The sequence below is a fragment of the Labrys okinawensis genome (assembly GCF_047345005.1).
In the GTDB taxonomy this organism is placed as follows: Bacteria; Pseudomonadota; Alphaproteobacteria; order Rhizobiales; family Labraceae; genus Labrys; species Labrys okinawensis.
Genome location: NZ_CP178864.1, coordinates 3275195 through 3294948, shown reverse-complemented (window position 1 = coordinate 3294948; position 19754 = coordinate 3275195). Strand labels below are relative to the sequence as shown.

Here is a 19754-nt window from a genome sequence, read left to right as displayed (position 1 = left end):
CCAGACCCCGCTTCGCAAGCCGAAGCAGGCGCCAATCAGCTTTAAAAGGGGGACAGCGCGACGAGCCTACAGGCCGACATCGTGCCAGAAGACATCATCGATGGGCAGTGGCCCGTGCAGAATCTGGTCCATGCTGCGCGAAGGTTCGGCGCAGCCGGCCTCCCCCACCACGCGGGCCGGCACGCCCGCCACGGTAGTGTTGCGCGGTACGGGCTTGAGCACCACGGAACCGGCGGCAACGCGGGCGCACTGGCCGATCTCGATGTTGCCGAGGATCTTGGCGCCCGCCCCGATCATCACGCCGCGCATGATCTTGGGATGGCGGTCGCCCGTCTCCTTGCCGGTGCCGCCGAGCGTAACGTCCTGGAGGATGGAAACGTCGTCGCCAATCTCGGCCGTCTCGCCGACGACGAGGCCCGTGGCATGGTCGAGGAAGATGCCTCGGCCGATCGGCACGTTGGGATTGATGTCGCACTGGAACACGGCCGAGGAGCGGCTCTGCAGATAGAGCGCGAAATCCTTGCGACCGGCCTGCCAGAGCCAATGGGCCAGGCGGTGGGTCTGCAGGGCATGGAAGCCCTTGAAATAAAGGATCGGCTCGATATAGCGGTTGGCGGCTGGATCGCGGTCGATCACGGCGGCGATATCGGCCCGGAAGGCCGCGGCGATGCCGGGATCGGCTTCCAGCGCCTTGCCGAAGGCCTGGGCGATCAGGGTCGCTGGCATGTCGGAATGGTCTAGGCGCGAGGCGATGCGCTGCACGATCGCGCTTTCGAGCGAGTTCAGCTGCAGGATGTTGGCAAAGATGAAGCTGGAGAGCTGAGGCTCGGCATGGGTGACCGTCTCCGCTTCCATGCGGACGCGGCTCCAGATCGGATCCACGACCTCGAGCCCATGAGAGACCAGGCGCTTTGACTGATTCATCTGCCTATCCGCTTCTTAGACGCTTCCTTACGCTGTTTTAGCGCAGGGCACCTGCGAGTGCCAATGCTGATTTAGCAGGGCTCCAAACTCGGGTTAACAAGGCGGAATGACGCCGCCCTCGCTGACCGCCACGCAGTCCTGGCTTAGAGACCCTGTTCCACCAGGAATGCCAGGACGCCCTGCTTGTAGACCTTGTCGCCCACCGCCGGATTGTGATCGCGGTTGGGAATGTCGAGCACGCTGGCATTGGGCATCATGTCCGCCAGCTCTCTGGCAGAACCCGCGATCGGGTCCCGTGTTCCCACCGCGATCAGTGCCGGCTGCAGGATGCGGCCGACCTCGGCGCGGTTGAGTTGGACGCGCGAGCCGCGGATGCAGGCCGCGAGCGCGCGCCGGTCCGCTCCGCTCTTGTCCGCAAAGGCCCGGAACATGCGCCCGATCGGATCCGCCACGTCGTGGAGGGTCGGTGCTTCCATCGCCGGCCCGATGGTCGGCGGCAGGGCGTCGCCATGCACCAGCCGCACGCCGAGGCCGCCGAGGATCACCGCATCAACGCGTTGGGGATGTTCGAGGGCCATGAAGGCGGTGATGCGCGCGCCCATCGAATAGCCCATCACCACCGCCGAGCCGATGCGCAGATGGTCGAGCAGCGCCACCGCATCGCCGGCCATCACGGCGGGATGATAACCAGCAGGGTCATAAAGCTTGCTGGACTGGCCATGGCCGCGATTGTCGAGCGCGATCACCCGCCGGCCCTGTTTCGTCAGGAGATCGACCCAGCCGGTTCCCACCCAGTTCACGTCATGGTTCGAACCGAAGCCGTGGATGAGCAGGATCGGCTCGCCCTCCCCCTCGTCCATATAAGCGATTTCGACACCCTTGTGATCAAAGCGCAGCATCGGCACTGTTTTCCTTTGCCCTCAAACCCATTAGGCCCTATCGCATCGCACGCGGCGCCGCTATGGTCCGCGCACAGCAAATAGCGGACTTGAAACATGGCTGGCCATTCCATCCCCCATTTTCAGAACGATCTCGGCCTGAAGGTCATTCGCGTCGGCTCGAAGGAGTTCATGTGTCAGGGCGCCAGCGCCCCGTTCGACCATCCCCACATCTTCATCGATCTCGGAGGAGATGACGAAGCGGTTTGTTCCTATTGCTCGACGCTCTACAAATATGATCCCAAGCTGCATGAGGGCACCTCGGACCCGGCCGAATGCACGGTGATCGCCGACGCCGCCTGAGGGCGGCAAGATGATTGCAAGATGACGATTGCGACATGACGATTGCGATCGCAGGCGCGGGCATCGGCGGCCTTACGGCTGCGCTTGCGCTCCATCGCCGCGGCTTGGAGGTCGCTGTCTATGAGCGGTCTGCCAAGCTGGAAACGGCCGGCGCTGGCATCCAGCTCACCCCCAATGCCCTCAATGTGCTGTTCGGCCTTGGGCTTCGCCCGTCGCTTGAGCACACCATGGTGCGGCTGGATGCGGTGATCATTCGCCAGGCCAGGAGCGGCAAGCTGATCCAGCGCCTGCCGCTCGAAATCTGCGAGCAGCGCTGGAGAGCGCCCTATGGCGTCATCCATCGTGCCGACTTGCAGGCGGTGCTGCTCAACGCCGTGCGGCAGCAGGGCATTCCCCTTGCTCTCCGCCACGAGGTGGGCGGGGTGGCGCAAGACAAGACGGGCGTCAGCCTCTCTTTCGCTTCCGGCCAGCCCGACGTCGAAGCCCGCCTCCTGATCGGCGCCGATGGCCTGTGGTCATCCGTCCGCAAGAGCGTTATCCCTAGCGAGTTGCCCCGCTTTGCCGGCAAGCGTGCCTGGCGCGCCGTGCTCCCCTTGCACGCTGTGCCGGGTTTCTTCAACGGTAAGGTCACCGGCCTGTGGCTCGGCGAACGCACCCATCTGGTGCACTACCCCGTCTTCGCCGGCGAGGCTCTCAATCTGGTGGCTATCACGCAGGACCGTGACGACAGCCCGGGCTGGTCGAAGCCGCAGCCCTCTCATGGGCTCCTCTCCCATTTCCAGGGCTGGGATCCCCGGGTGCACACGCTGCTCGCCGGCGTTGCCGACTGGCGCACCTGGCCGCTCTACGAAGGCCGGCCCGGCACTTCGATGGCCCATGGACGCATCGCCCTCCTCGGCGACGCCGCCCACCCCATGCTGCCCTTCCTGGCCCAGGGCGGCGGCGCGGCCATCGAGGACGCCGCCGAACTCGCCTGCCAGCTCGCTACGCCCGGCGACGACATAGCCCGCCTGAAAGCCTGGTCCGCCCTGCGCCTGCCCCGTGTGCGCCGCATCCAGGCCGAGGCCCACGCCAATGGCGAGCGCTACCACTGGCGCTGGCCTCTCTCCACCGCCCGCGACCTCGGTCTCGCCACCCTCGGCGGCCGACGCATGCTGGAGCGCTATGACTGGCTCTATGGCTGGAAACCCGCAGAAACGGCTTGAGCCCGCTCGATTCACCCCCTAAGGAGGCGATATCGCGGACGTGGCGAAATGGTAGACGCAGCAGACTTAAAATCTGCTTCGGGAAACCGGGTGCGGGTTCGAGTCCCGCCGTCCGCACCAACGACCTGAACGCAATTCACGACACCCTGGACGGCCCTCAGGCCGAGTTGCGCCGCCGCCGGGCCTCCTTGGACTCGACAATGGATGACTGCAGGGCGAAGAGGCGCAGGAGTGTGAGGGCTGCCTTGTAGGGGCTCCCCTCGCAATCCCGGATGATGGCGTCCAGTGCTTCCCATTCCTCGGGCGTCGGGGGCACCACCTCATTGGAGAACAACACCCTCGGGTCAATTTTCATCGCTCGGCTCCGTTCGCTCTGTCGGTAGACGGTAGCCTCACAGGCCGGGCTTGGCGAGTCTTTTGTTCACGTCTTGTTCTAGTAGTGGGATTGCGCTATAGTAGCGTTGCGGTGAGCTCCGAGGAGACCGTGAGCGATGGTCAGTGTCACCTATTTCGTGGTGGTCCCGTTCGAGCGGAACGAGGATGGCGAGTTCGTCATGGGCAAGGCCCTCGAGGTCCGCAGCGCCGACTCGGCCCGCTTCAAGGTCCGCCTCCTCGCGGACAGCGGAAAGGGCGGCGTAGCGTTCTCTCGGACGGGGGACCTGGACTTGGGCGACTTTCAGGAAGGCGAGGTTCTTGCAGCGCTGGGAGAACTGCCCGAGCGTCTCGAAACCTACCTGTCGCGATGAGGGTGCGCCAAGCATCCCCTCGCGGGGTTCCCAGTTCGTCATCGTCGAGCTGGTCCTTTTGTTCTCATGCCACCACTGATCGCGACAATAGCGCGGTGGTTATCGGGAACAGACGGGTCGATCCTTGGCCCGCCACCAGATTAGCGCAGCCAGACCCGACAGGCCGGCCGCCAGGAGCAATCCCGCTTCCATGCCTCGCGCAAATGGATGAAGTGCGGCCGCGAGAGCGCCGAAGCCGGCGACGCCGAGAGCGGCACCGGTCTGGCGCGCGGCGTTGAGGACGCCGGCGGCGATGCCGGCCCGATCGCCATCCACCGTCGCCATCAGCGCGTCGTGGCGGCGGGCGTGATCAGGCTGGCGGCGAGGCCGATGAGAGGCATCGGCAGCAGCAGGCGCCACAACGGGCTCCCCGGGCCGACTGCCAGCATGCCAAGAAAGCCGCAGGCCGCCATCAGGAAGGCGCCGCTCACCAGTCTCCGCGGCCCTACCAGGGCAGTGGCGCGGCGCGAGAGCAAGCTGCCGACCGAGATCAGGGCCGTCAGGGGGAGGAAGGCGAGGCCCGCTGACAATGGCGGAAAGCCGCGCTGCTCTTGCAGATCGAGGCTGAGCACGAAGATCAGCCCGTAGAAGGTGAGGGCCGAGATCATCGAGACGGCGACCGAGCCGGAGAACATCCCGTTGCGAAAGAAGGCCAGCGGCAGCATGGGCTGGAACTGCCGGCTCTCGATAGCGAGGAAGGCAGCGCCCGCCGCCAGGCTCACGGCAAGCATGGAGAGGGCCAGCGCGGATCGCCAACCGAGGCTCGGGCCCGCAATCAGGAAGGCGGTGAACAGGCCGAGTGCGAGAATGGCGCTCGCTTGGCCGGCGAGATCGAGATGACGGGAGCCGGTAGCGGGCCTGTCCGCATCGACCTGCCCGAGCATGGCCAGCCCGGCGACGCCGATGGGGACATTGACCAGGAAGATGCTGCGCCAGCCGAGAAGATGGATCAGCACGCCCCCGATCAACGGTCCCGCCGCCATGGCGACACCGCCCAACCCCGCCCAGAGGCCGAAGGCGCCGGAGCGTCGTTGCAGATCCTCATAGGCATTGTTGATCAGCGTCAGCGAGCACGGCACGAGCAGGGCTGCTCCGAGCCCTTGCAGCGTGCGGGCAGCGATCAAGGTCGCTAGCGTAGGCGCCAGCCCACACAGGGCCGAGGCGAGGGTGAAGGCGGCCAGGCCGGCTCCGTAGACATTGCGGGCGCCCAGCCGATCTCCGAGCGTGCCGCCGGTCAGCAGCAGGCTAGCGAAGGTCAGCGTATAGGCGCTCACCATCCATTGCAGGCCTGCGATGTCGATGCCGAGCGATGTCGCGATCGGCTTCAGCGCGACATTGACGATAGAGGTATCGAGGATGACGATGACGTAGCTGATGCTGGTCGCGGCCAGGACGCGCCGCTGGCGAACCATCCGATCCATTGGCTCCTCCTTTGCCGGTCCGGCCAGCATGAAGGAAGCGCTTCGGCGATGTTTCGATACGTGGCGAAACATCCGGTCTTCGGCAGGTGTATATCGGCATCAGCAGGGAGAAATCGCCATGCCCGCCAACCCAAACCTCTCCTCGGTTGCCTTCCTGATCGCCGATAGCGCGCGCGCCGCCATGCTGATGGCGCTAGCGGACGGCCGCGCCAAGCCGGCGGGCGAACTGGCCTATGCCGCCGGCGTGACGGCGCAGACCGCGAGCAGCCATCTTGCCAAATTGCTGGCCGGCGGCCTCATCAAGGTCGAGGCGGAGGGCCGCCATCGCTATTATCGCCTTGCCGGTCCGCAGGTCGCGCAGGCGCTGGAGATCCTCGCCTCGATTGCACCGGCTGGGGGTGTGCGGGTGAAGCCCCGCGGCCGCGAGGCGGAGCGGCTGCGCCTTGCGCGCTGCTGCTACGATCATCTGGCAGGACAGGTTGGCGTCGCCGTAACGCAAGGCCTGCAGGCGCATGGCTATCTGCAGGCGGCGCCGGAAAAGCAGTTCGTCGTCACGCCGAAGGGAGTCGCCTGGTTCGGCCGCGCGGGTCTCGACGTCGCCGCGATCATGCCGACACGCCGCGGCCTCGCCCGGCAATGTCTCGACTGGACGGAGCGCCAGCATCACTTCGCCGGGCCACTCGGCGTGCAGTTCCTGCGCCTTCTGTGCGCCAGAGGCTGGATGCGCCGGGGCCAGGAATCGCGCCGGATCGAGGTGACGCCCGCCGGGTGGATCTGGCTCAAGCAGGAATTCGGCATGGATCCACCCTGCCCTATGTGACACGCTGGCCCGAGGTTTCGCAGGCTTCGACTGTGATCGACGGCCCCGAATGACTTCCGTTCGTATTGCGGCGATCGGAATCGGTGGAGGAGAAGCGCTCATGACCCAGCAGGTGCGTGGCACATTCGAGGTCACGATGACGCCGCAGACCGGCGCGGAGGTCCCCGTCGGACGTCTGTCGCTCGCCAAGCGCTTCCACGGCCCGCTCAGCGGCAGCAGCAGCGGCGAGATGCTGGCGGTGCATGGCGGGGTCGAGGGCTCGGCCGGCTATGTCGCCATGGAGAAGGTGACGGGCTCGCTCGAAGGGCGAGAAGGCTCCTTCGCCCTGCAGCATAGCGGCAGCATGGATCGCGGCCTGCCTTCCCTCGTCATCACGGTCGTGCCGGACTCCGGCACAGATGCTCTTGCCGGCCTCAACGGCAGCCTGGCCATCGAGATTACCGACGGCCAGCACTTCTATATATTCGACTATAGCCTTCCGGAAAGCTGACAGACTTGGAGGGCGGCGGACACGACGGCATGAACGACTGCAGAATCGCCTTCCGGCTCGGACCCATCAATTTCATTCTGCGCTATCCGGAAGCGCTGGACCGGGAGATCTGGCCCTATTTCTCGCATTTGCCCGCAGCTCCGGAGGGCGAGCCTGCCACGACCTTGCACCTGCGTTCGGCCGCGGAGAGCTGCTTCGACCTCTGCAATGATGACAGGCTGGTCTGGCGCGGGCTGACCTGGCCCGATGCATTCCACCCGATCCTCGACGAGATCGGCCGCGTCCTCGCGGCGATGTCGGCCCAGCCCTTGCTGCGAGCCGCTGCCGTGCGAGGCGATGGCAAGGCCGTGCTGATCGCCGGCCCGCCGGGCTCCGGCAAGACCGGGCTCGCCGCCTGGCTGGTCGGGCAAGGCTTCGAGTTCCTGGCCGACGATCTGGTTGCCGTTGCGGGTGGCAGGGGCAAGCTCGAACCCATCGCCCTTGCATTTTCTCCCCATGCGACAGTCGCCCCGAAGATCCTGTCCTGGCCCGGATTCGCGCACGTCCATGCCACGCTCACCAGCCACGGAGCTATCATCAGGCCCGGGACCGTGGCGCCCGATCGTCCCCAGAAGCCGTCCTGTGGGCTGATCCTCGTACCGCTGCTTCATGAAGGAGCCGCGCCAGCGCTCGAACCCATCCCGGCCGGGCAGCTCCGCTTCTTCCTCGAGCAGGCCGTGCATCCGGACCATTCCCTCTCCAGCGCAGCTTGGGAAAATCTGGCGGACTTTGCCCGCACGGTGCCGGCGGTCTTGCTGCGGTTCGGTAGTTACAAGCAGCTTCCGGGTTTTCTGGATCAATTCGTCCATAACTTCCTTCGGGCGGATCTGGATCCGTCGGGACTCGCGCGCCTGCTGAAGCCACGGTTATCAAGGCCACCGGCGGGAGCTGCCGGCCTGTCCGAGCGGGTGGTGGTCGACGCGGCCTCTGTACAGTTCGCCATGGCCCGTCCCCCTAAGCGCCTCAGCATCGGCATGGCGACCTATGACGACTATGACGGCGTCTATTTCACGTTGCAGGCCCTGCGGCTCTACCACCCGGAGGTGGCCGGCGAGGTCGAGTTCATCGTCGTCGACAACAACCCCGACGGTGCCTGCGGCGAACCCTTGAGGAAGCTGGCGCGCAGCATACCGAATTATCGCTATGTCCCGGTGGCCGACAGCATCGGCACGGCGGTGCGGGATGTGGTCATGCGCGAAGCTGCTGGCGATCTCGTGATGTGCCTGGACTGCCACGTCCTGGTTGTATCGGGCGCCATCGCCCGCCTGCTGCATTACTTCGACGACAATCCCGACAGCATCGACCTCCTCCAGGGCCCCCTCGTCAATGACGACCTCATGACGATTTCAACGCATTGGAAACCGCGTTGGCAGCAGGGGATGCTCGGCGCCTGGGATCTCGACGAGGCCGGCCGTTCACCCGAGGCCCCGCCCTTCGATATCCCAATGCAGGGCCTGGGCCTCTACGCCTGCCGCCGGGCTGCCTGGCCAGGCTACAATGGCCATTTCCGCGGCTTCGGCGGGGAGGAAGGCTACATCCACGAGAAATTCCGCCAGGCCGGCGGGCGCACGCTCTGCCTGCCTTTCCTACGCTGGCTCCACCGCTTCGAGCGGCCGATGGGCGCGCCCTACCCGATCAGCTGGCACGATCGCATCCGCAATTACATGATCGGCTTCGATGAGCTCGGCCTGCCGATGGAGGAGATGCTTGCGCATTTCCGCGCCCATGTCGGCCCGGTGGCCGAGGCGATCATTCGGCAGACGGAGCAGGAGATTGAAAGGATCAGGGCTGGAGCGGGTTAGAAGGTGGAGCGCCTAAGCCGACTTCATCATTGCCAGCGGAGCGAAGCAATCCAGGGGTCGAAGGGCGGCGTCAGTGGCCCCTGGATTGCTTCGCTTCGCTGGCAATGACGGTAAGAGCCACTCCCCGACTTTTCAGTGACATGCGAGAGCCCCCCGCTCACCCTGCCGTGGTGTCCTGGGCAATCGGCGGTTGGAAGGCGAGGCCCATGTCCCAGGGGAAGTAGATCCATGTGTCCTGGCTGACCTCGGTGATGAAGGTGTCGACCAGCGGGCGCCCTAGCGGCTTGGCGTAGACGGTGGCGAAATGCGCCTTCGGCAGGCGCTCGCGCACCACGCGGGCGGTGGAACCGGTGTCGACGAGATCGTCGACCACCAGGATCCCTTCGCCGTCATTGGCCGCAAGCTTGTCGTCGATATCCTTGAGCACCATCAGGCCGCTCTGGGTCTTGTAGTCGTGATAGGAGGCGATGCAGACCGTCTCGATCATGCGGATGCCAAGTTCGCGCGAGATGATCGCCGCCGGCACCAGGCCGCCGCGGGTAATGCAGACGATGGCATTGAACGGGCCGCTGCCGGAAAGGCGCCATGCGAGCGCGCGGGCGTCGCGGTGGAACTGATCCCAGGATACGGGAAATGCCTTGTCTGGCTTGGGCGAGCTCATGGTCCGGTCCTTGTTCGCAGGTCGCTCTTCATAGCGGCGAAATCGGGGGGATCAAGCCCGGTTTTGAGGCATGCCACAAAGGAGGTGCAGGTCGGAACGGTGTGGCGGTCTTCAGATCAGCATCGTGCTGCCGAAGTCCCGGGCATGCCGGTCTGAAGACCCGCACACCAAGGCCCGCCCCTCCTCATGGCACCGCGTTTCCAAGAGCAGGCAAGGATACCTGCGATCCCAGGAAGGACATCAGCGCTTGATGCCGGCCACCATCGCTTCGACTGCTGACTTCGCCGCTGCAACCTTGGCGGCGTCCTTGCCGCGGATCACCAGCTGCGTCTGGAAACCGGCCGGGCCGAAGGAGGGATAGGAGCCGATCGAAACCTCGGGATGGGCTTCCGCAATGGCGGCGAGCGGGGCCGCGATGATGCCCTCGCCGATGCCCGGGCCCGGGGAAACGCTATCTGACAAGGTCACAGCCCCCACCCGCATCTTCTTGATCGCGTTGTCGAGCATGCGCTGCATGATGTTGGGCACGCCGGCCATGACGATGACATTGCCGATCATGAAACCCGGCGCCGCCGAGACCGGATTAAGCACGAGTTCGGCGCCATCGGGAATGCGGGCCATGCGCAGGCGCGCCGGCGTCAGGTGCTCGGCGCCGCCATAATGCCTGGTCATGATCTCGACGGCCTCGGAGCTGACATCAATACCTACGCCAAAGGCCTTGGCAACGGATTCGGCAGTGATGTCGTCATGCGTCGGCCCGATGCCGCCGGTCGACAGCACATAGTCGTAGCGTGAGCGCAGGGCGTTGACGGCCTCGACGATGCGCTCCTCCACATCGGGCACCACCCGCACTTCCTTGACGTCGATACCGGCACCCGTGAGGAATTCGGCGATGTAGCCGATGTTCTTGTCCTTGGTGCGCCCCGACAGGATCTCGTCGCCGACGACAAGGATGGAGGCCGTCACCGCGGCGGACGAAGCAGGCTCACGATTTTCCATTGGGCATTCCTGAAGACTTTAGGCAATCCTGAAGACTTGGGGCGCTGCTGACGACTTGGGTTGGACGCGCCCGCCCCTCATTCGATGACAATACGCGGCGGCTGGCGCCGATCAACTCCCTCGCCCGATAAGCGCGCCCAGACCTGCGCCGCCATCTGCCGATAGATGCCCGCCTCCTGGCTGCCCGGCAGCGTGGCCACCACCGGCTTGCCGGCGTCCGAGCGCTCGCGCACTTCCATCGACAGCGGCAACTCGCCAAGGAAGGGCACGCCGAGCTTCTCAGCCTCGCGCCGTGCCCCGCCATGACCGAAGAGATGGCTCACATGACCGCAATTGGGACAGGTGAAGGTCGACATGTTCTCCACGATGCCGAGCAGAGGTACATTCACCTTCTGGAACATGCCGACGCCGCGGCGGGCATCGATGAGCGCGAGATCCTGTGGCGTCGAGACGATCACCGCCCCGGCCAGTGGCGTGTGCTGGGCCATGGTCAGTTGCGCATCGCCCGTGCCGGGGGGCATGTCGACGACCATGACGTCGAGCTCTCCCCATAACACCTCGCGCAGGAGCTGGGTGAGCGCCGACATCACCATCGGCCCGCGCCAGATCATCGGCGTCTCCTCGTCGACCAGGAAGCCGATCGACATCACCTTGACGCCATAGGCTTCGAGCGGAACGATTTTCTTGTCGGGCGTCTGCTCCGGTTTGGCCGACAGGCCGAAGAGCTTTGGAATGGACGGTCCGAAAATATCGGCGTCGAGCAGCCCGATCCTAAGCCCCTGGGCAGCCAGCGCAATGGCGAGGTTGCAGGCAGTCGTAGACTTGCCGACACCGCCCTTGCCGGAGGCCACAGCGATTACACGATGGATGCCGGGCAAGCCCAGGGGACGCCCCTGCGGCGCATTATGCGCCGCCGTCTGCGCCCGGGGGCCGGGCGCTCCTTGCCGCACTTCTCCTGCCGGCCGCTCGGCGGTGAGGCCGACCAGCACATTGGTCACCCCCGGCAGCCCGCGCACGGCGTTCTCGGCAGCCGCCCGCACCGGCTCCATGGCGCGCGCCTCGGTGGGATCGATGGCGATGGCGAACATCACCTTGGAGCCGTCGATGCGGATCTCTGTCAGGCGGCCGGACGCCGGCAGCGATTGGCCGCTCGCCGGCAGTTTGACGAGTTCGAGGGCACGTTGGACATCGGCGGGCGTCAGTGGCACGAAGGAATCCTCACCAGGAAAGAGGGGCCAAGCCGCGGAATCAGCGTGCGGCCGCCCGTCAGAATTGGGAAGCGCCATAGCACCAATCAACGGCAGCGGGCAGCAGATCCGTAATAATTATGCCTCATAGCAGTGTTAGCGGCGCTCGCTTAGCAGGTGCCCCATACGAGTTCATGTCGTCAGAGGCGCCCTTCCCGCCCGGGAATACCAGGGTTTTAAGGGTGAGATCCCGATCTTCCTTGACGCTAGGTCCATTCGGCAGGACATTCCGCCACAAAATGGGGTATCGGCTGGGCGATCGAATCATGCGGGAGGCGCCGTACGGCCTGCCGCATCCGTGACCACAGGAGTAAGAGATGACCAGTGTCATCAATCTGGACGTCGTCAAGAATGCTGAAATCCATCAGCAACCCTATCGTTATATCGTCGGCGATGCCTTCCTCAAGGAAGACAAGATCCCGAAGTTGCGCGAGGAATTCCCGCCCATCGACAAGCCGGGCTACCTCACAGTGGACGAGGTGATGATCAAGGGCACCTTCAAGCAGTTGATCGAGGATCTCGAAAGCGACGAGATGGCGGACGCCCTGTCGGCCAAGCTCGACCTCAACCTGACGCCGCTGCCGCGCCTGACCACGATCCGCCGCCTGTCGCAGCTTAAGGATGGCCGCATCCATACCGACAGCGAAAGCAAACTCGCCACCTTCCTCGTCTATATGAACGACAGCTGGAATGCGAGTGCCGACGGCCGCCTGCGCGTGCTCAACGGCCCCGAAGATTTCGACGACATGACGGCCGAGATCTCCCCCGTGATGGGCTCTTGCTTCGGCTTCCGCCGCGCCGACAATTCCTGGCACGGCCACAAGCCCTTCGCCGGCGAACGCCGCGTGGTGCAGATCACCTGGCTGAAGGACGCCTCGGAGCTGGAGCGCAAGAAGAAGCGCAACGGCATGGCCCAGTTTTTCAAGGGTATCTTCGGGCGCTGAGAGTGGTGTGCCGACGAGCGAGATCGGCACCTCTTCCTGAAATGCTGCCGCCTTCGTGCCGATCACGAGATCGGCACACCTATGCCACCGCCCGCCGGATCAGCGCCAGCACGAACAGCACCAGGGACAGGACCGGCGCCACGGTTCGCACATGGTTCCAGGCCGTCCACTCCCTCAGATAGCGCGACCAGAGGCTGGCGGCCTCGGCCGTGTCGGCTTGCACGGCGGTGAGCGCGTCGTTGAGCGGCACGTTGAACACCATGGTGACCCCGATGCAGGCCACCAGATAGATCAGGCACCCGGCCAGCACTAGCTTGCCGCTGAGATCGCCCCACCACATCCAGGCACCGGCGAGCAGAGCGAGGCAGAGCGCGCCCGTTCCCATGAAGGCGGTCATGAAGCTGGGATTGATCACCACGACATTGATCGACTGCATGGCACTGATGCCGCTCGGCGCCGGAATGCGCCCCAGGGCCGGCATCACGAAAGAGGAGAAGGCGAAGAACACCCCGGCCACCAGGCCGCAGCCCACCGCCGCGATGAAGGTCAGCACTTCCAGGCTGCGCTCAAGCATGGTTGCCTCCCCAGACGCCCGTGGCGACGACATCGGCGACATAGGTAGCGAACTCACGCGGGGGGCGTCCGAGAGCCCTCTGCACCCCGTCGGCCAGCGGTGTATTGCGGCCATCCAGCACGGTGGTGAAGAGATAGAGGATGAGATCGACATAGGGGGCCGGCACCTGCAGGCGCTGAAGCTCGGCCTTGTAGGCCTCGACCGACACGCTTGCATAGGCGATGGGCCGGCCGGCCGCGGCGGCAATTGCCGCAATGGCCTCGGCAAAGGTCAACGCCCGCGGACCGGTGATCTCGTAGAGCTGGCGGGCATGGCGCGGATCGTTGAAGGCGGCCACGGCGATCTCCGCGATATCCCTGGTGTCGACGAATGGCTCGGGCGCGAGGCCGGCTGGAAGCGCGACCTCCCCTGCCCTGATATTGTCAAGCAGAAAAGCCTCGCTAAAATTCTGGAAGAACCAGCTGCAGCGCAGGATCGTCCAGTCGACCGGCAGATCCCGCAGCACGGCCTCGGCCTCCTCCGCCTCCGCCTCGCCGCGCCCCGAGAGCAGCACGATCTTGGCGATGCCGGCCGCGATCGCCTGGCGGAAGAAAGCGCGTACGGTCTCGACGGCGCCGGGTACGGCAATGTCGGGCTGGTAGGCGACGTATACGGCCGACATATCAGCCAGCGCGGCGCCCCAGCTCTCCGGCCGCTCCCAGTCGAAGGGCGGCTCGGCATGGCGCGAGCCGATGCGGACGTGACGCCCAGCCTTGATCAGTCCCTCCGCGACCAACCGGCCTGTCTTGCCCGTGCCGCCCAGCACCAGAATCGAACCGTTGCCATAAGGATCGTTTGCCATTTCCAGCTCCCTTGGTTAAATATGAAGAATCCTCACATTTCTGTAATGTGATAAACCCTCATATTTACGATGTCAAGCATGGCCCCCGCTCGCACCCCTTCCCCCCGCAAGCCCTCGATTTCCAGCCATGCGCCGGCCGAGACCTCCCTGCCCCGCCGCGCGCCGGTGCAGCAGCGCAGTCGCGAACGCATGGACAGGATCCTCGCCGTTGCCTCGTCGCTGATCGGCAGCAGGGGCAGTGATCAGTTGAAGATGGGGGAAGTCGCCGAACAGGCCGGCATCTCCATCGGCTCGCTCTATCAATATTTTCCCGACAAAAGCGCGATCATCCGCAGCCTCGCCGAGCGCTACAGCCTGGAGAGCCGGCGCTGCATCGAGGAGGCCTTGCTGCCGGTGACCTCGCTCGCCGAGTTGGAAGAGGCCTATGGTTCTCTGATCGACGTCTACTACGCGCTGTTCAAGGCCGAACCGGTAATGCGGGACATCTGGTCGGGCATGCAGGCCGACAAGCAGCTGATGGCGCTGGAACTCGCCGAGAGCCGCCTCTGCGGCATGATGCTGGCACAGGCGATGGCGCGAGCGCATAACGGGAGGGATCCCGCGATCTATGCTGCCAGGGCCTTCATGATCTGGCAGCTCGGAGAGGCCGCGATGCGGCTGGCGATCTCGGTCGACGAGGCGGAAGGTGGCGCCATCGTTTCGGCCTTCCGGCAGATGACGCTCCGTGAGATACTCACGCCCTGATCACGGACGCCTGCGTACAAGCCGCGTGGCAGTCATGCAAAATTCAAAATTCTCTTTCCTGCCCGCATACCCAAATGGCATAAGCGTGGAAAGAGATATCCAGGACCTTTCATGAGCTTTATCGACGCAGAACTGTCCCCCCAACGCAAAAACGGCCAGATCAAGATCCATGGCCCGGAAGCGTTTGCCGGCATGCGCGCCGCAGGCCGGCTCGCGGCGGAGGGGCTGGACCTGATGGCCGACGCTGTCCAGCCGGGCGTGACGACCAACAAACTCGACCGGATGCTGTTCGAGTTCGCAATGGACAACAACGCCTATCCGGCCACGCTCTATTATCGCGGCTATCCGAAGTCGAGCTGCATCTCGCTCAATCACGTTGTCTGCCATGGCATACCGGACGACAAACCGCTGCAGGAAGGCGCCATCCTCAATATCGACTACACGGTGGTGCTGAATGGCTGGCATGGCGATTCCAGCCGCATGTATGCGTCCGGCGAAATTCCGCGGCGGGCCGAGCGCCTGATGGAAGTGACCTATGAGGCGATGATGCGCGGCATCCACGCCATCAAGCCCGGCGCCACCACCGGCGATATCGGCTATGCCATCCAGAGCTTCGCCGAAGCCGAGCGCTGCTCGGTGGTGCGCGACTTCTGCGGCCACGGCCTCGGCCGCCTGTTCCATGACGAGCCGAACATCCTGCATTACGGCCGCCGCGGCGAAGGGGTGGTGCTGAAACCCGGCATGTTCTTCACGGTGGAGCCGATGATCAATCTCGGCCGCCCCGACGTGAAGGTGCTCAATGACGGCTGGACTGCCGTGACGCGTGACCGCTCGCTCTCGGCCCAGTTCGAGCACAGCGTCGGTGTCACCGAGACAGGCGTCGAGATCTTCACGCTCTCGCCCGCCAAATATGACCAGCCGCCCTATGCCAAAGTGGCCTGATTCCGAGTGCCTTGAATGAGGAAGGGGCGTTCGACGTCTCCAGCCCCCCTTCTGGAATTGGGCGAGGCTCCCGTTGCGCGGGCCATCGAGGTGCTCGAGTCCGAGCCGCATTATCACGGCCATCGCGAGAGGCTCCGTGAGCGCTTCGCCGAATCCGGGGGCCGGCTGCCGGATTACGAACTTCTGGAGCTTCTGCTTTTCCGCTCGATCCCGCGCCGCGACGTCAAGCCGCTGGCCAAGGCTCTGATCGCCCGCTTCGGCTCGCTCGCCGAAGTGCTCGGCGCCCCGATCGCGCGGTTGAAGGAGGTGGATGGCGTGAGCGACGGCGTAGCGGGCGATCTCAAGATCATCGAGGCCGCCGGCCATCGCCTTGCCCGGGGCGATGTCGCCAAGCGCCCGGTCTTCTCAACCTCCTCCGCGTTGATCGATTATTGCCGCTCCAGCATGGCCTTCGCCGAGCGCGAGAACTTTCGCATCCTCTTCCTCGACATCAAGAACGGTCTGATCGCTGACGAGGTGCAGCAGACGGGCACCATCAATCATACGCCCGTATACCCGCGCGAGGTGATCAAGCGCGCGCTGGAACTCTCGGCCACTGCCCTCATCCTGGTGCACAACCATCCCACTAACCCTTATTCTGTCACGTTGGATCACGCTCTAGCACATTGAAACATAATGCTTTTTTCTCTTGTCGTAGCACCGGATACCATGGCATAAGGGGTCGGTTTTAAGGGGGATTGATGCCCTTTTTGACCCCAGTCGTCGGCCCCACGAAACCGCTTGGCGACCCCACTCGAAAGCCCATGGGAGAGCCCAGTGCCAAGCCTTACAGATGGAGAAATACGCCGCGCCCTAAAACAGGTGGAGCAGACCGGAAAGCAGCTAAGCCTTGTTGACGGCGAGGGTCACGGAACCGGCCGCCTTGTCCTCGTCATGAAGCCGATGCCGACCCGCGTCACCGCGGATTGGATGGCCCAGCAGTGGCGGGACCAGAAGCGCCTCAAGAAGAAGCTCGGCTCATATCCCTCGATGAGCCTCAGCCAGGCGCGCGAGGTGTTCAAGCGCGACTACGCCAACATGATCCAGAAGGGTCGCAGCATCAAAATTGCGGGCGACACACGCCCCGGCACCGTCGCCGATCTTTTCGAAGCCTATGTGGCGTCACTCAAGGCCGCCGGGAAGCCATCCTGGAAAGAGGCCGAGAAGGGATTGAACAAGATCGCCGATACGCTCGGGCGTAACCGCCCGGCGCGCGACATCGAACCCGACGAAATCCGAGACATTATTCGCCCCATCTACGAGCGCGGTAAGCGCTCCATGGCCGATCACGTCCGCAGCTACATTCGTTCGGCATATAGCTGGGGACTTAAGTCAGAGCACGACTATCGCACGACCTCCGCCCGTCGCTTCCGCCTCGTCTACAATCCGGCAGCAGGCATTCCAACAGAGCCGAAGAATGTGGGGACCCGCTGGTTGGATGAGGACGAATTCGTCCGTCTCTATCGCTGGCTGGAATGCCCTGATGCGCCGGTCCACCCGCCTTACACCCGTGCCGTCAGGATTCTTATGCTGACGGGCCAGCGCGTCGAGGAAATCGCTCGCCTGCATGTTGATCAATGGGACGCGGCCGAGCGCATCATCGACTGGTCAAAAACCAAGAACGGAAAGCCACACGCCATCCCCGTCCCCAGGATCGCGGCCGAACTTATTCAATCGATCAAGCCGAACGAATTTGGCTGGTTTTTCCCATCAGCGACCGATCCGTCCAAGCCCGTAAGCCATGGGACGCTTTATTCGTTCATGTGGCGCCAAAGGGATCGCGAAGTCATTCCCGTCGTGACGAACCGCGATCTCCGGCGAACGTGGAAGACGCTCGCTGGCAAGGCCGGCCTTTCGAAGGAAATCCGAGACCGACTGCAAAATCATACGCTACAAGACGTAAGTTCCAAGAGTTATGACCGCTGGAACTATATGCCCGAAAAGCGGGCAGCTATGGCCCGGTGGGACAAGTTTATACGCGAACTCCTGACGAAGAAGAGGCGTAATGCCCCGCTGAAGGAAGCCGCGTGACCTATCGACTCCTCCTCCCTGCCGGCCTGCTCGCTGCCATCACCATCGCCGCGCCCGCACTCGCGGACCCCTGCAGAGGTCCTTTCCCCACCCAAGCCGGCATCCAGTTCGTGGGTACCGTCCGATACGTGGGGGATGGCGATGGCCTCTGTGTCGGGCGAACGTCCGATCCGAATGAGTGGATCGAGGTTCGGCTCGCCGACTTCAATGCGCCCGAACTGCACAAGCCGGGTGGCGTTTCGGCAAAGTCGGCCCTCGTGCGCATTACCCTTCATCGCGACGTCATCTGCACCACGGAGCGAGGTCGAAGCGGGCGGGTCGTCACATATGACCGCGTTTTAGCCCGATGCCGAATAGGCCCCGACAGCATCGGAGACCTACTCCGGCGGGCGGGAATTGCCGAAGGCGGCAACTGATGAGCCGGAATCGACCATTGACCTTGCATAGCTTGGAAGCTATATGAATTGGGACGTCAGACTGCACGATGCCTTCGAGGCGGAGTTCCAAGCTTTCGAGCGTGAGGTCCAGACCGAATTGCTGGCCCTCGCGAAGCTGCTCGCTGAGTTCGGCCCGCAGCTCAGCCGGCCATATGCCGACACGCTCAAGGGCTCGAAACACGCCAATATGAAGGAGATGCGCTTCTCGGCGGCCGATGGCGAATGGCGTGTTGGCTTCGCGTTCGATCCCGAGCGGAAGGCTATCCTTCTCGTTGCGGGCGACAAGTCGGGCGGCAGCCAGAAGCGCTTCTATAAGCAGCTTATCGCAAAAGCGGATAGGCGGTTTTCCGATCATCTGGAAAACCTGAAATCCTTAAGGAAGGGATGATCCTATGGGACGCAGCCTAGATAAAGTCATAGCTTCTCTGCCCCGCGACCAGCAGGAGCAGATCGAGGCCCGCTACGAAGAGCTCCGGCAGGAGGTGGAGGGCCTTCGTGAGCTGCGCCAGATCGCAGGCAAAGCCCAGGAAGAGGTCGCGAGTGCATTGAACATCAAGCAACCCTCGGTATCCAAGATCGAGAAGCAGGTGGATATGTATCTCTCGACGCTACGCAGTTATGTCGAGGCGATCGGCGGGAAGCTCGAGTTGACGGTGAAGCTTCCAGCGCACCCGGCGCTTCGTCTGCACAGCCTCGGCGATGTCGGCATCGAGAGCAGCACCCCCGTTCGGACCGTAGCGCGCCGACGAAAGCACGCGGGCGCCCGATGACTGGAACTCGAAAACAGCGCGAGAGACAAGATGGCTGAAGCTTAGATCGAGTGGACGGATGCCACTTGGAATCTATCTATCTCTCGTCGCGGGATGCTCAATCTAACCGCCGGCTGCACCCACTGCTGGTAACCAGCGTCGCGGACGGGACCTCAGCGCATATGCGTGAGAATCAGCGTATCTGTCGCACTGACCGCATGACGCTTTCTGCGACGCTGAGGCTCAAGCCAACATCGAGGCACAGCTTGAAGAATTCATCCGGCGCGTCGGAGGTATCGAGGCGATGCCGCCGCGTTAGGTCGCGCGCAAATTTCCCGATCGGAACGACATCGCTTGATGTCACCCATTCTGGATTACCGACCTTTGCTTCGAACTCCGCAATGACGTTGTCAGGAAGCTCAGGACCGAACAGGAAATATCTTAGATACGGAATGAAATGAGGGTGAGTATAGATTTCCGTTCCAGTGCACCCGTTGCGCTCGAATAACCCTTTCCGAGAAGTTTTCACCCTGCCGAAATTATACTTAGGATCGTTCCAGTAGCTTAGCCTTTGTGGCGGCACCACATTGCGCTCGCTCAAGGAACGCAAGAGCGTCAGAATGGGCTCCTTGTTTGCGTTGTAAGCGGCATGGCCTTCGGTGTGATCGCGGTGCGTCACACGAAGATCGATCCTTTGAACAAGCTCGACCTCTCTCTGGTTCAGATCAATGTGAAATTTATCCACTTTCCTTCTCTCGTTGGCGCACTGCTTCGCCTCTCATGAAAGAATATCTGATTCTTGACAGGCTCGCTTCTTAT

The 19754-nt window shown here is 63.7% G+C and carries 25 protein-coding genes and 1 tRNA gene; 15 read left to right on the top strand and 11 right to left on the bottom strand.

Annotated elements, in window-relative coordinates; translation table 11 throughout:
• Positions 1-66: 66 nt before the first annotated feature.
• The gene (cysE, locus tag ACMDCR_RS15440; protein ID WP_413993353.1) at positions 67-924 is read right to left on the bottom strand and encodes a serine O-acetyltransferase; all 858 of its coding nucleotides are present in this window, start codon (positions 922-924) and stop codon (positions 67-69) included.
• Between the two features lie 143 nt (positions 925-1067).
• Positions 1068-1823 carry an alpha/beta fold hydrolase gene (locus ACMDCR_RS15435; RefSeq protein WP_413993352.1) on the bottom strand — a complete coding sequence of 252 codons (756 nt, stop codon included), beginning with the start codon at positions 1821-1823 and terminating at the stop codon, positions 1068-1070.
• Between the two features lie 96 nt (positions 1824-1919).
• Here ACMDCR_RS15435 and ACMDCR_RS15430 point away from each other — a divergent pair, with 96 nt between their 5' ends.
• From ACMDCR_RS15430 to ACMDCR_RS15420, 3 genes are all read left to right on the top strand, one after another.
• Positions 1920-2165 (top strand): zinc-finger domain-containing protein, encoded by a 246-nt coding sequence (locus tag ACMDCR_RS15430; protein ID WP_284316747.1) that lies wholly within the window; start codon positions 1920-1922, stop codon positions 2163-2165.
• A 35-nt stretch (positions 2166-2200) separates the two neighbouring features.
• Positions 2201-3370, top strand: coding sequence for an FAD-dependent monooxygenase (locus ACMDCR_RS15425; RefSeq protein WP_413993351.1), 1170 nt, complete (start codon positions 2201-2203; stop codon positions 3368-3370).
• A gap of 34 nt (positions 3371-3404) precedes the next feature.
• A tRNA-Leu gene (locus tag ACMDCR_RS15420) sits at positions 3405-3490 on the top strand.
• Positions 3491-3527: 37 nt separating this feature from the next.
• Here ACMDCR_RS15420 and ACMDCR_RS15415 read toward each other — a convergent pair.
• Positions 3528-3725 (bottom strand): hypothetical protein, encoded by a 198-nt coding sequence (locus tag ACMDCR_RS15415; protein ID WP_413993350.1) that lies wholly within the window; start codon positions 3723-3725, stop codon positions 3528-3530.
• Between the two features lie 136 nt (positions 3726-3861).
• Between ACMDCR_RS15415 and ACMDCR_RS15410 the strand changes: the two genes are divergently transcribed.
• On the top strand, positions 3862-4116 hold the full coding sequence (locus tag ACMDCR_RS15410; RefSeq protein WP_413993349.1) for a hypothetical protein: 255 nt from the start codon (positions 3862-3864) through the stop codon (positions 4114-4116).
• Between the two features lie 99 nt (positions 4117-4215).
• Here the strand turns inward: ACMDCR_RS15410 and ACMDCR_RS15405 are convergent, their stop codons facing one another.
• Positions 4216-4440 carry a hypothetical protein gene (locus ACMDCR_RS15405; RefSeq protein ID WP_413993348.1) on the bottom strand — a complete coding sequence of 75 codons (225 nt, stop codon included), beginning with the start codon at positions 4438-4440 and terminating at the stop codon, positions 4216-4218.
• On the bottom strand, positions 4440-5576 hold the full coding sequence (locus tag ACMDCR_RS15400; RefSeq protein ID WP_413993347.1) for an MFS transporter: 1137 nt from the start codon (positions 5574-5576) through the stop codon (positions 4440-4442). The genes ACMDCR_RS15405 and ACMDCR_RS15400 overlap by 1 nt, the downstream gene beginning before the upstream one ends.
• Before the next feature lie 118 nt (positions 5577-5694).
• On the opposite strand from ACMDCR_RS15400, the gene ACMDCR_RS15395 reads away from it, so the two are divergent.
• The 3 genes from ACMDCR_RS15395 (at position 5695) to ACMDCR_RS15385 (ending at position 8727) form a co-directional block, all read left to right on the top strand.
• Positions 5695-6396, top strand: coding sequence for an ArsR/SmtB family transcription factor (locus ACMDCR_RS15395; protein ID WP_413993346.1), 702 nt, complete (start codon positions 5695-5697; stop codon positions 6394-6396).
• Positions 6397-6496: 100 nt separating this feature from the next.
• Positions 6497-6886, top strand: coding sequence for a DUF3224 domain-containing protein (locus ACMDCR_RS15390; RefSeq protein ID WP_413993345.1), 390 nt, complete (start codon positions 6497-6499; stop codon positions 6884-6886).
• A 29-nt stretch (positions 6887-6915) separates the two neighbouring features.
• Positions 6916-8727, top strand: coding sequence for a glycosyltransferase (locus ACMDCR_RS15385; RefSeq protein WP_413993344.1), 1812 nt, complete (start codon positions 6916-6918; stop codon positions 8725-8727).
• Between the two features lie 157 nt (positions 8728-8884).
• Here the strand turns inward: ACMDCR_RS15385 and gpt are convergent, their stop codons facing one another.
• From gpt to ACMDCR_RS15370, 3 genes are all read right to left on the bottom strand, one after another.
• On the bottom strand, positions 8885-9388 hold the full coding sequence (gene gpt / locus ACMDCR_RS15380; RefSeq protein WP_413993343.1) for a xanthine phosphoribosyltransferase: 504 nt from the start codon (positions 9386-9388) through the stop codon (positions 8885-8887).
• A gap of 240 nt (positions 9389-9628) precedes the next feature.
• Entirely contained in the window at positions 9629-10387 is a 759-nt protein-coding gene (locus ACMDCR_RS15375) for a competence/damage-inducible protein A (protein WP_413993342.1), read from the bottom strand.
• A 77-nt stretch (positions 10388-10464) separates the two neighbouring features.
• On the bottom strand, positions 10465-11595 hold the full coding sequence (locus tag ACMDCR_RS15370) for an Mrp/NBP35 family ATP-binding protein (RefSeq protein WP_413993341.1): 1131 nt from the start codon (positions 11593-11595) through the stop codon (positions 10465-10467).
• Positions 11596-11951: 356 nt separating this feature from the next.
• On the opposite strand from ACMDCR_RS15370, the gene ACMDCR_RS15365 reads away from it, so the two are divergent.
• Positions 11952-12578 (top strand): 2OG-Fe(II) oxygenase, encoded by a 627-nt coding sequence (locus tag ACMDCR_RS15365; RefSeq protein ID WP_284316588.1) that lies wholly within the window; start codon positions 11952-11954, stop codon positions 12576-12578.
• Positions 12579-12657: 79 nt separating this feature from the next.
• On the opposite strand, the gene ACMDCR_RS15360 is transcribed toward ACMDCR_RS15365, so the two are convergent.
• The gene (locus ACMDCR_RS15360) at positions 12658-13152 is read right to left on the bottom strand and encodes a DUF1772 domain-containing protein (protein ID WP_413993340.1); all 495 of its coding nucleotides are present in this window, start codon (positions 13150-13152) and stop codon (positions 12658-12660) included.
• Positions 13145-13993, bottom strand: coding sequence for an NmrA family NAD(P)-binding protein (locus tag ACMDCR_RS15355; RefSeq protein ID WP_413993339.1), 849 nt, complete (start codon positions 13991-13993; stop codon positions 13145-13147). The genes ACMDCR_RS15360 and ACMDCR_RS15355 overlap by 8 nt, the downstream gene beginning before the upstream one ends.
• A 78-nt stretch (positions 13994-14071) precedes the next feature.
• Here ACMDCR_RS15355 and ACMDCR_RS15350 point away from each other — a divergent pair, with 78 nt between their 5' ends.
• The 7 genes from ACMDCR_RS15350 (at position 14072) to ACMDCR_RS15320 (ending at position 18956) form a co-directional block, all read left to right on the top strand.
• On the top strand, positions 14072-14737 hold the full coding sequence (locus ACMDCR_RS15350) for a TetR/AcrR family transcriptional regulator (protein ID WP_413993338.1): 666 nt from the start codon (positions 14072-14074) through the stop codon (positions 14735-14737).
• 111 nt (positions 14738-14848) lie between these two features.
• On the top strand, positions 14849-15679 hold the full coding sequence (map, locus tag ACMDCR_RS15345; protein WP_413993337.1) for a type I methionyl aminopeptidase: 831 nt from the start codon (positions 14849-14851) through the stop codon (positions 15677-15679).
• Between the two features lie 15 nt (positions 15680-15694).
• Entirely contained in the window at positions 15695-16348 is a 654-nt protein-coding gene (locus ACMDCR_RS15340; protein WP_413993336.1) for a JAB domain-containing protein, read from the top strand.
• Between the two features lie 147 nt (positions 16349-16495).
• Positions 16496-17749 (top strand): tyrosine-type recombinase/integrase, encoded by a 1254-nt coding sequence (locus ACMDCR_RS15335; protein ID WP_413993335.1) that lies wholly within the window; start codon positions 16496-16498, stop codon positions 17747-17749.
• Positions 17746-18165 (top strand): thermonuclease family protein, encoded by a 420-nt coding sequence (locus tag ACMDCR_RS15330; protein WP_413993334.1) that lies wholly within the window; start codon positions 17746-17748, stop codon positions 18163-18165. Before ACMDCR_RS15335 ends, ACMDCR_RS15330 begins: the two co-directional genes overlap by 4 nt.
• Positions 18166-18208: 43 nt before the next feature.
• The gene (locus ACMDCR_RS15325) at positions 18209-18574 is read left to right on the top strand and encodes a type II toxin-antitoxin system RelE/ParE family toxin (protein ID WP_413993333.1); all 366 of its coding nucleotides are present in this window, start codon (positions 18209-18211) and stop codon (positions 18572-18574) included.
• A gap of 4 nt (positions 18575-18578) precedes the next feature.
• Positions 18579-18956, top strand: coding sequence for an XRE family transcriptional regulator (locus ACMDCR_RS15320; RefSeq protein WP_413993332.1), 378 nt, complete (start codon positions 18579-18581; stop codon positions 18954-18956).
• Between the two features lie 172 nt (positions 18957-19128).
• Here ACMDCR_RS15320 and ACMDCR_RS15315 read toward each other — a convergent pair whose 3' ends face one another.
• Positions 19129-19680, bottom strand: a complete 552-nt coding sequence (locus tag ACMDCR_RS15315) for a hypothetical protein (RefSeq protein WP_413993331.1) — start codon at positions 19678-19680, stop codon at positions 19129-19131.
• Positions 19681-19754: the final 74 nt, after the last annotated feature.

What these genes read in the sequence shown, in the direction of transcription:
- cysE (WP_413993353.1), bottom strand. Translation starts at nt 924, where the DNA reads ATGAATCAGTCAAAGCGCCTGGTCTCTCATGGGCTCGAGGTCGTGGAT.
- ACMDCR_RS15435 (WP_413993352.1), bottom strand. Translation starts at nt 1,823, where the DNA reads ATGCTGCGCTTTGATCACAAGGGTGTCGAAATCGCTTATATGGACGAG.
- ACMDCR_RS15430 (WP_284316747.1), top strand. Translation starts at nt 1,920, where the DNA reads ATGGCTGGCCATTCCATCCCCCATTTTCAGAACGATCTCGGCCTGAAG.
- ACMDCR_RS15425 (WP_413993351.1), top strand. Translation starts at nt 2,201, where the DNA reads ATGACGATTGCGATCGCAGGCGCGGGCATCGGCGGCCTTACGGCTGCG.
- ACMDCR_RS15415 (WP_413993350.1), bottom strand. Translation starts at nt 3,725, where the DNA reads ATGAAAATTGACCCGAGGGTGTTGTTCTCCAATGAGGTGGTGCCCCCG.
- ACMDCR_RS15410 (WP_413993349.1), top strand. Translation starts at nt 3,862, where the DNA reads ATGGTCAGTGTCACCTATTTCGTGGTGGTCCCGTTCGAGCGGAACGAG.
- ACMDCR_RS15405 (WP_413993348.1), bottom strand. Translation starts at nt 4,440, where the DNA reads ATGGCGACGGTGGATGGCGATCGGGCCGGCATCGCCGCCGGCGTCCTC.
- ACMDCR_RS15400 (WP_413993347.1), bottom strand. Translation starts at nt 5,576, where the DNA reads ATGGATCGGATGGTTCGCCAGCGGCGCGTCCTGGCCGCGACCAGCATC.
- ACMDCR_RS15395 (WP_413993346.1), top strand. Translation starts at nt 5,695, where the DNA reads ATGCCCGCCAACCCAAACCTCTCCTCGGTTGCCTTCCTGATCGCCGAT.
- ACMDCR_RS15390 (WP_413993345.1), top strand. Translation starts at nt 6,497, where the DNA reads ATGACCCAGCAGGTGCGTGGCACATTCGAGGTCACGATGACGCCGCAG.
- ACMDCR_RS15385 (WP_413993344.1), top strand. Translation starts at nt 6,916, where the DNA reads ATGAACGACTGCAGAATCGCCTTCCGGCTCGGACCCATCAATTTCATT.
- gpt (WP_413993343.1), bottom strand. Translation starts at nt 9,388, where the DNA reads ATGAGCTCGCCCAAGCCAGACAAGGCATTTCCCGTATCCTGGGATCAG.
- ACMDCR_RS15375 (WP_413993342.1), bottom strand. Translation starts at nt 10,387, where the DNA reads ATGGAAAATCGTGAGCCTGCTTCGTCCGCCGCGGTGACGGCCTCCATC.
- ACMDCR_RS15365 (WP_284316588.1), top strand. Translation starts at nt 11,952, where the DNA reads ATGACCAGTGTCATCAATCTGGACGTCGTCAAGAATGCTGAAATCCAT.
- ACMDCR_RS15360 (WP_413993340.1), bottom strand. Translation starts at nt 13,152, where the DNA reads ATGCTTGAGCGCAGCCTGGAAGTGCTGACCTTCATCGCGGCGGTGGGC.
- ACMDCR_RS15355 (WP_413993339.1), bottom strand. Translation starts at nt 13,993, where the DNA reads ATGGCAAACGATCCTTATGGCAACGGTTCGATTCTGGTGCTGGGCGGC.
- ACMDCR_RS15350 (WP_413993338.1), top strand. Translation starts at nt 14,072, where the DNA reads ATGGCCCCCGCTCGCACCCCTTCCCCCCGCAAGCCCTCGATTTCCAGC.
- map (WP_413993337.1), top strand. Translation starts at nt 14,849, where the DNA reads ATGAGCTTTATCGACGCAGAACTGTCCCCCCAACGCAAAAACGGCCAG.
- ACMDCR_RS15340 (WP_413993336.1), top strand. Translation starts at nt 15,695, where the DNA reads ATGAGGAAGGGGCGTTCGACGTCTCCAGCCCCCCTTCTGGAATTGGGC.
- ACMDCR_RS15325 (WP_413993333.1), top strand. Translation starts at nt 18,209, where the DNA reads ATGAATTGGGACGTCAGACTGCACGATGCCTTCGAGGCGGAGTTCCAA.
- ACMDCR_RS15320 (WP_413993332.1), top strand. Translation starts at nt 18,579, where the DNA reads ATGGGACGCAGCCTAGATAAAGTCATAGCTTCTCTGCCCCGCGACCAG.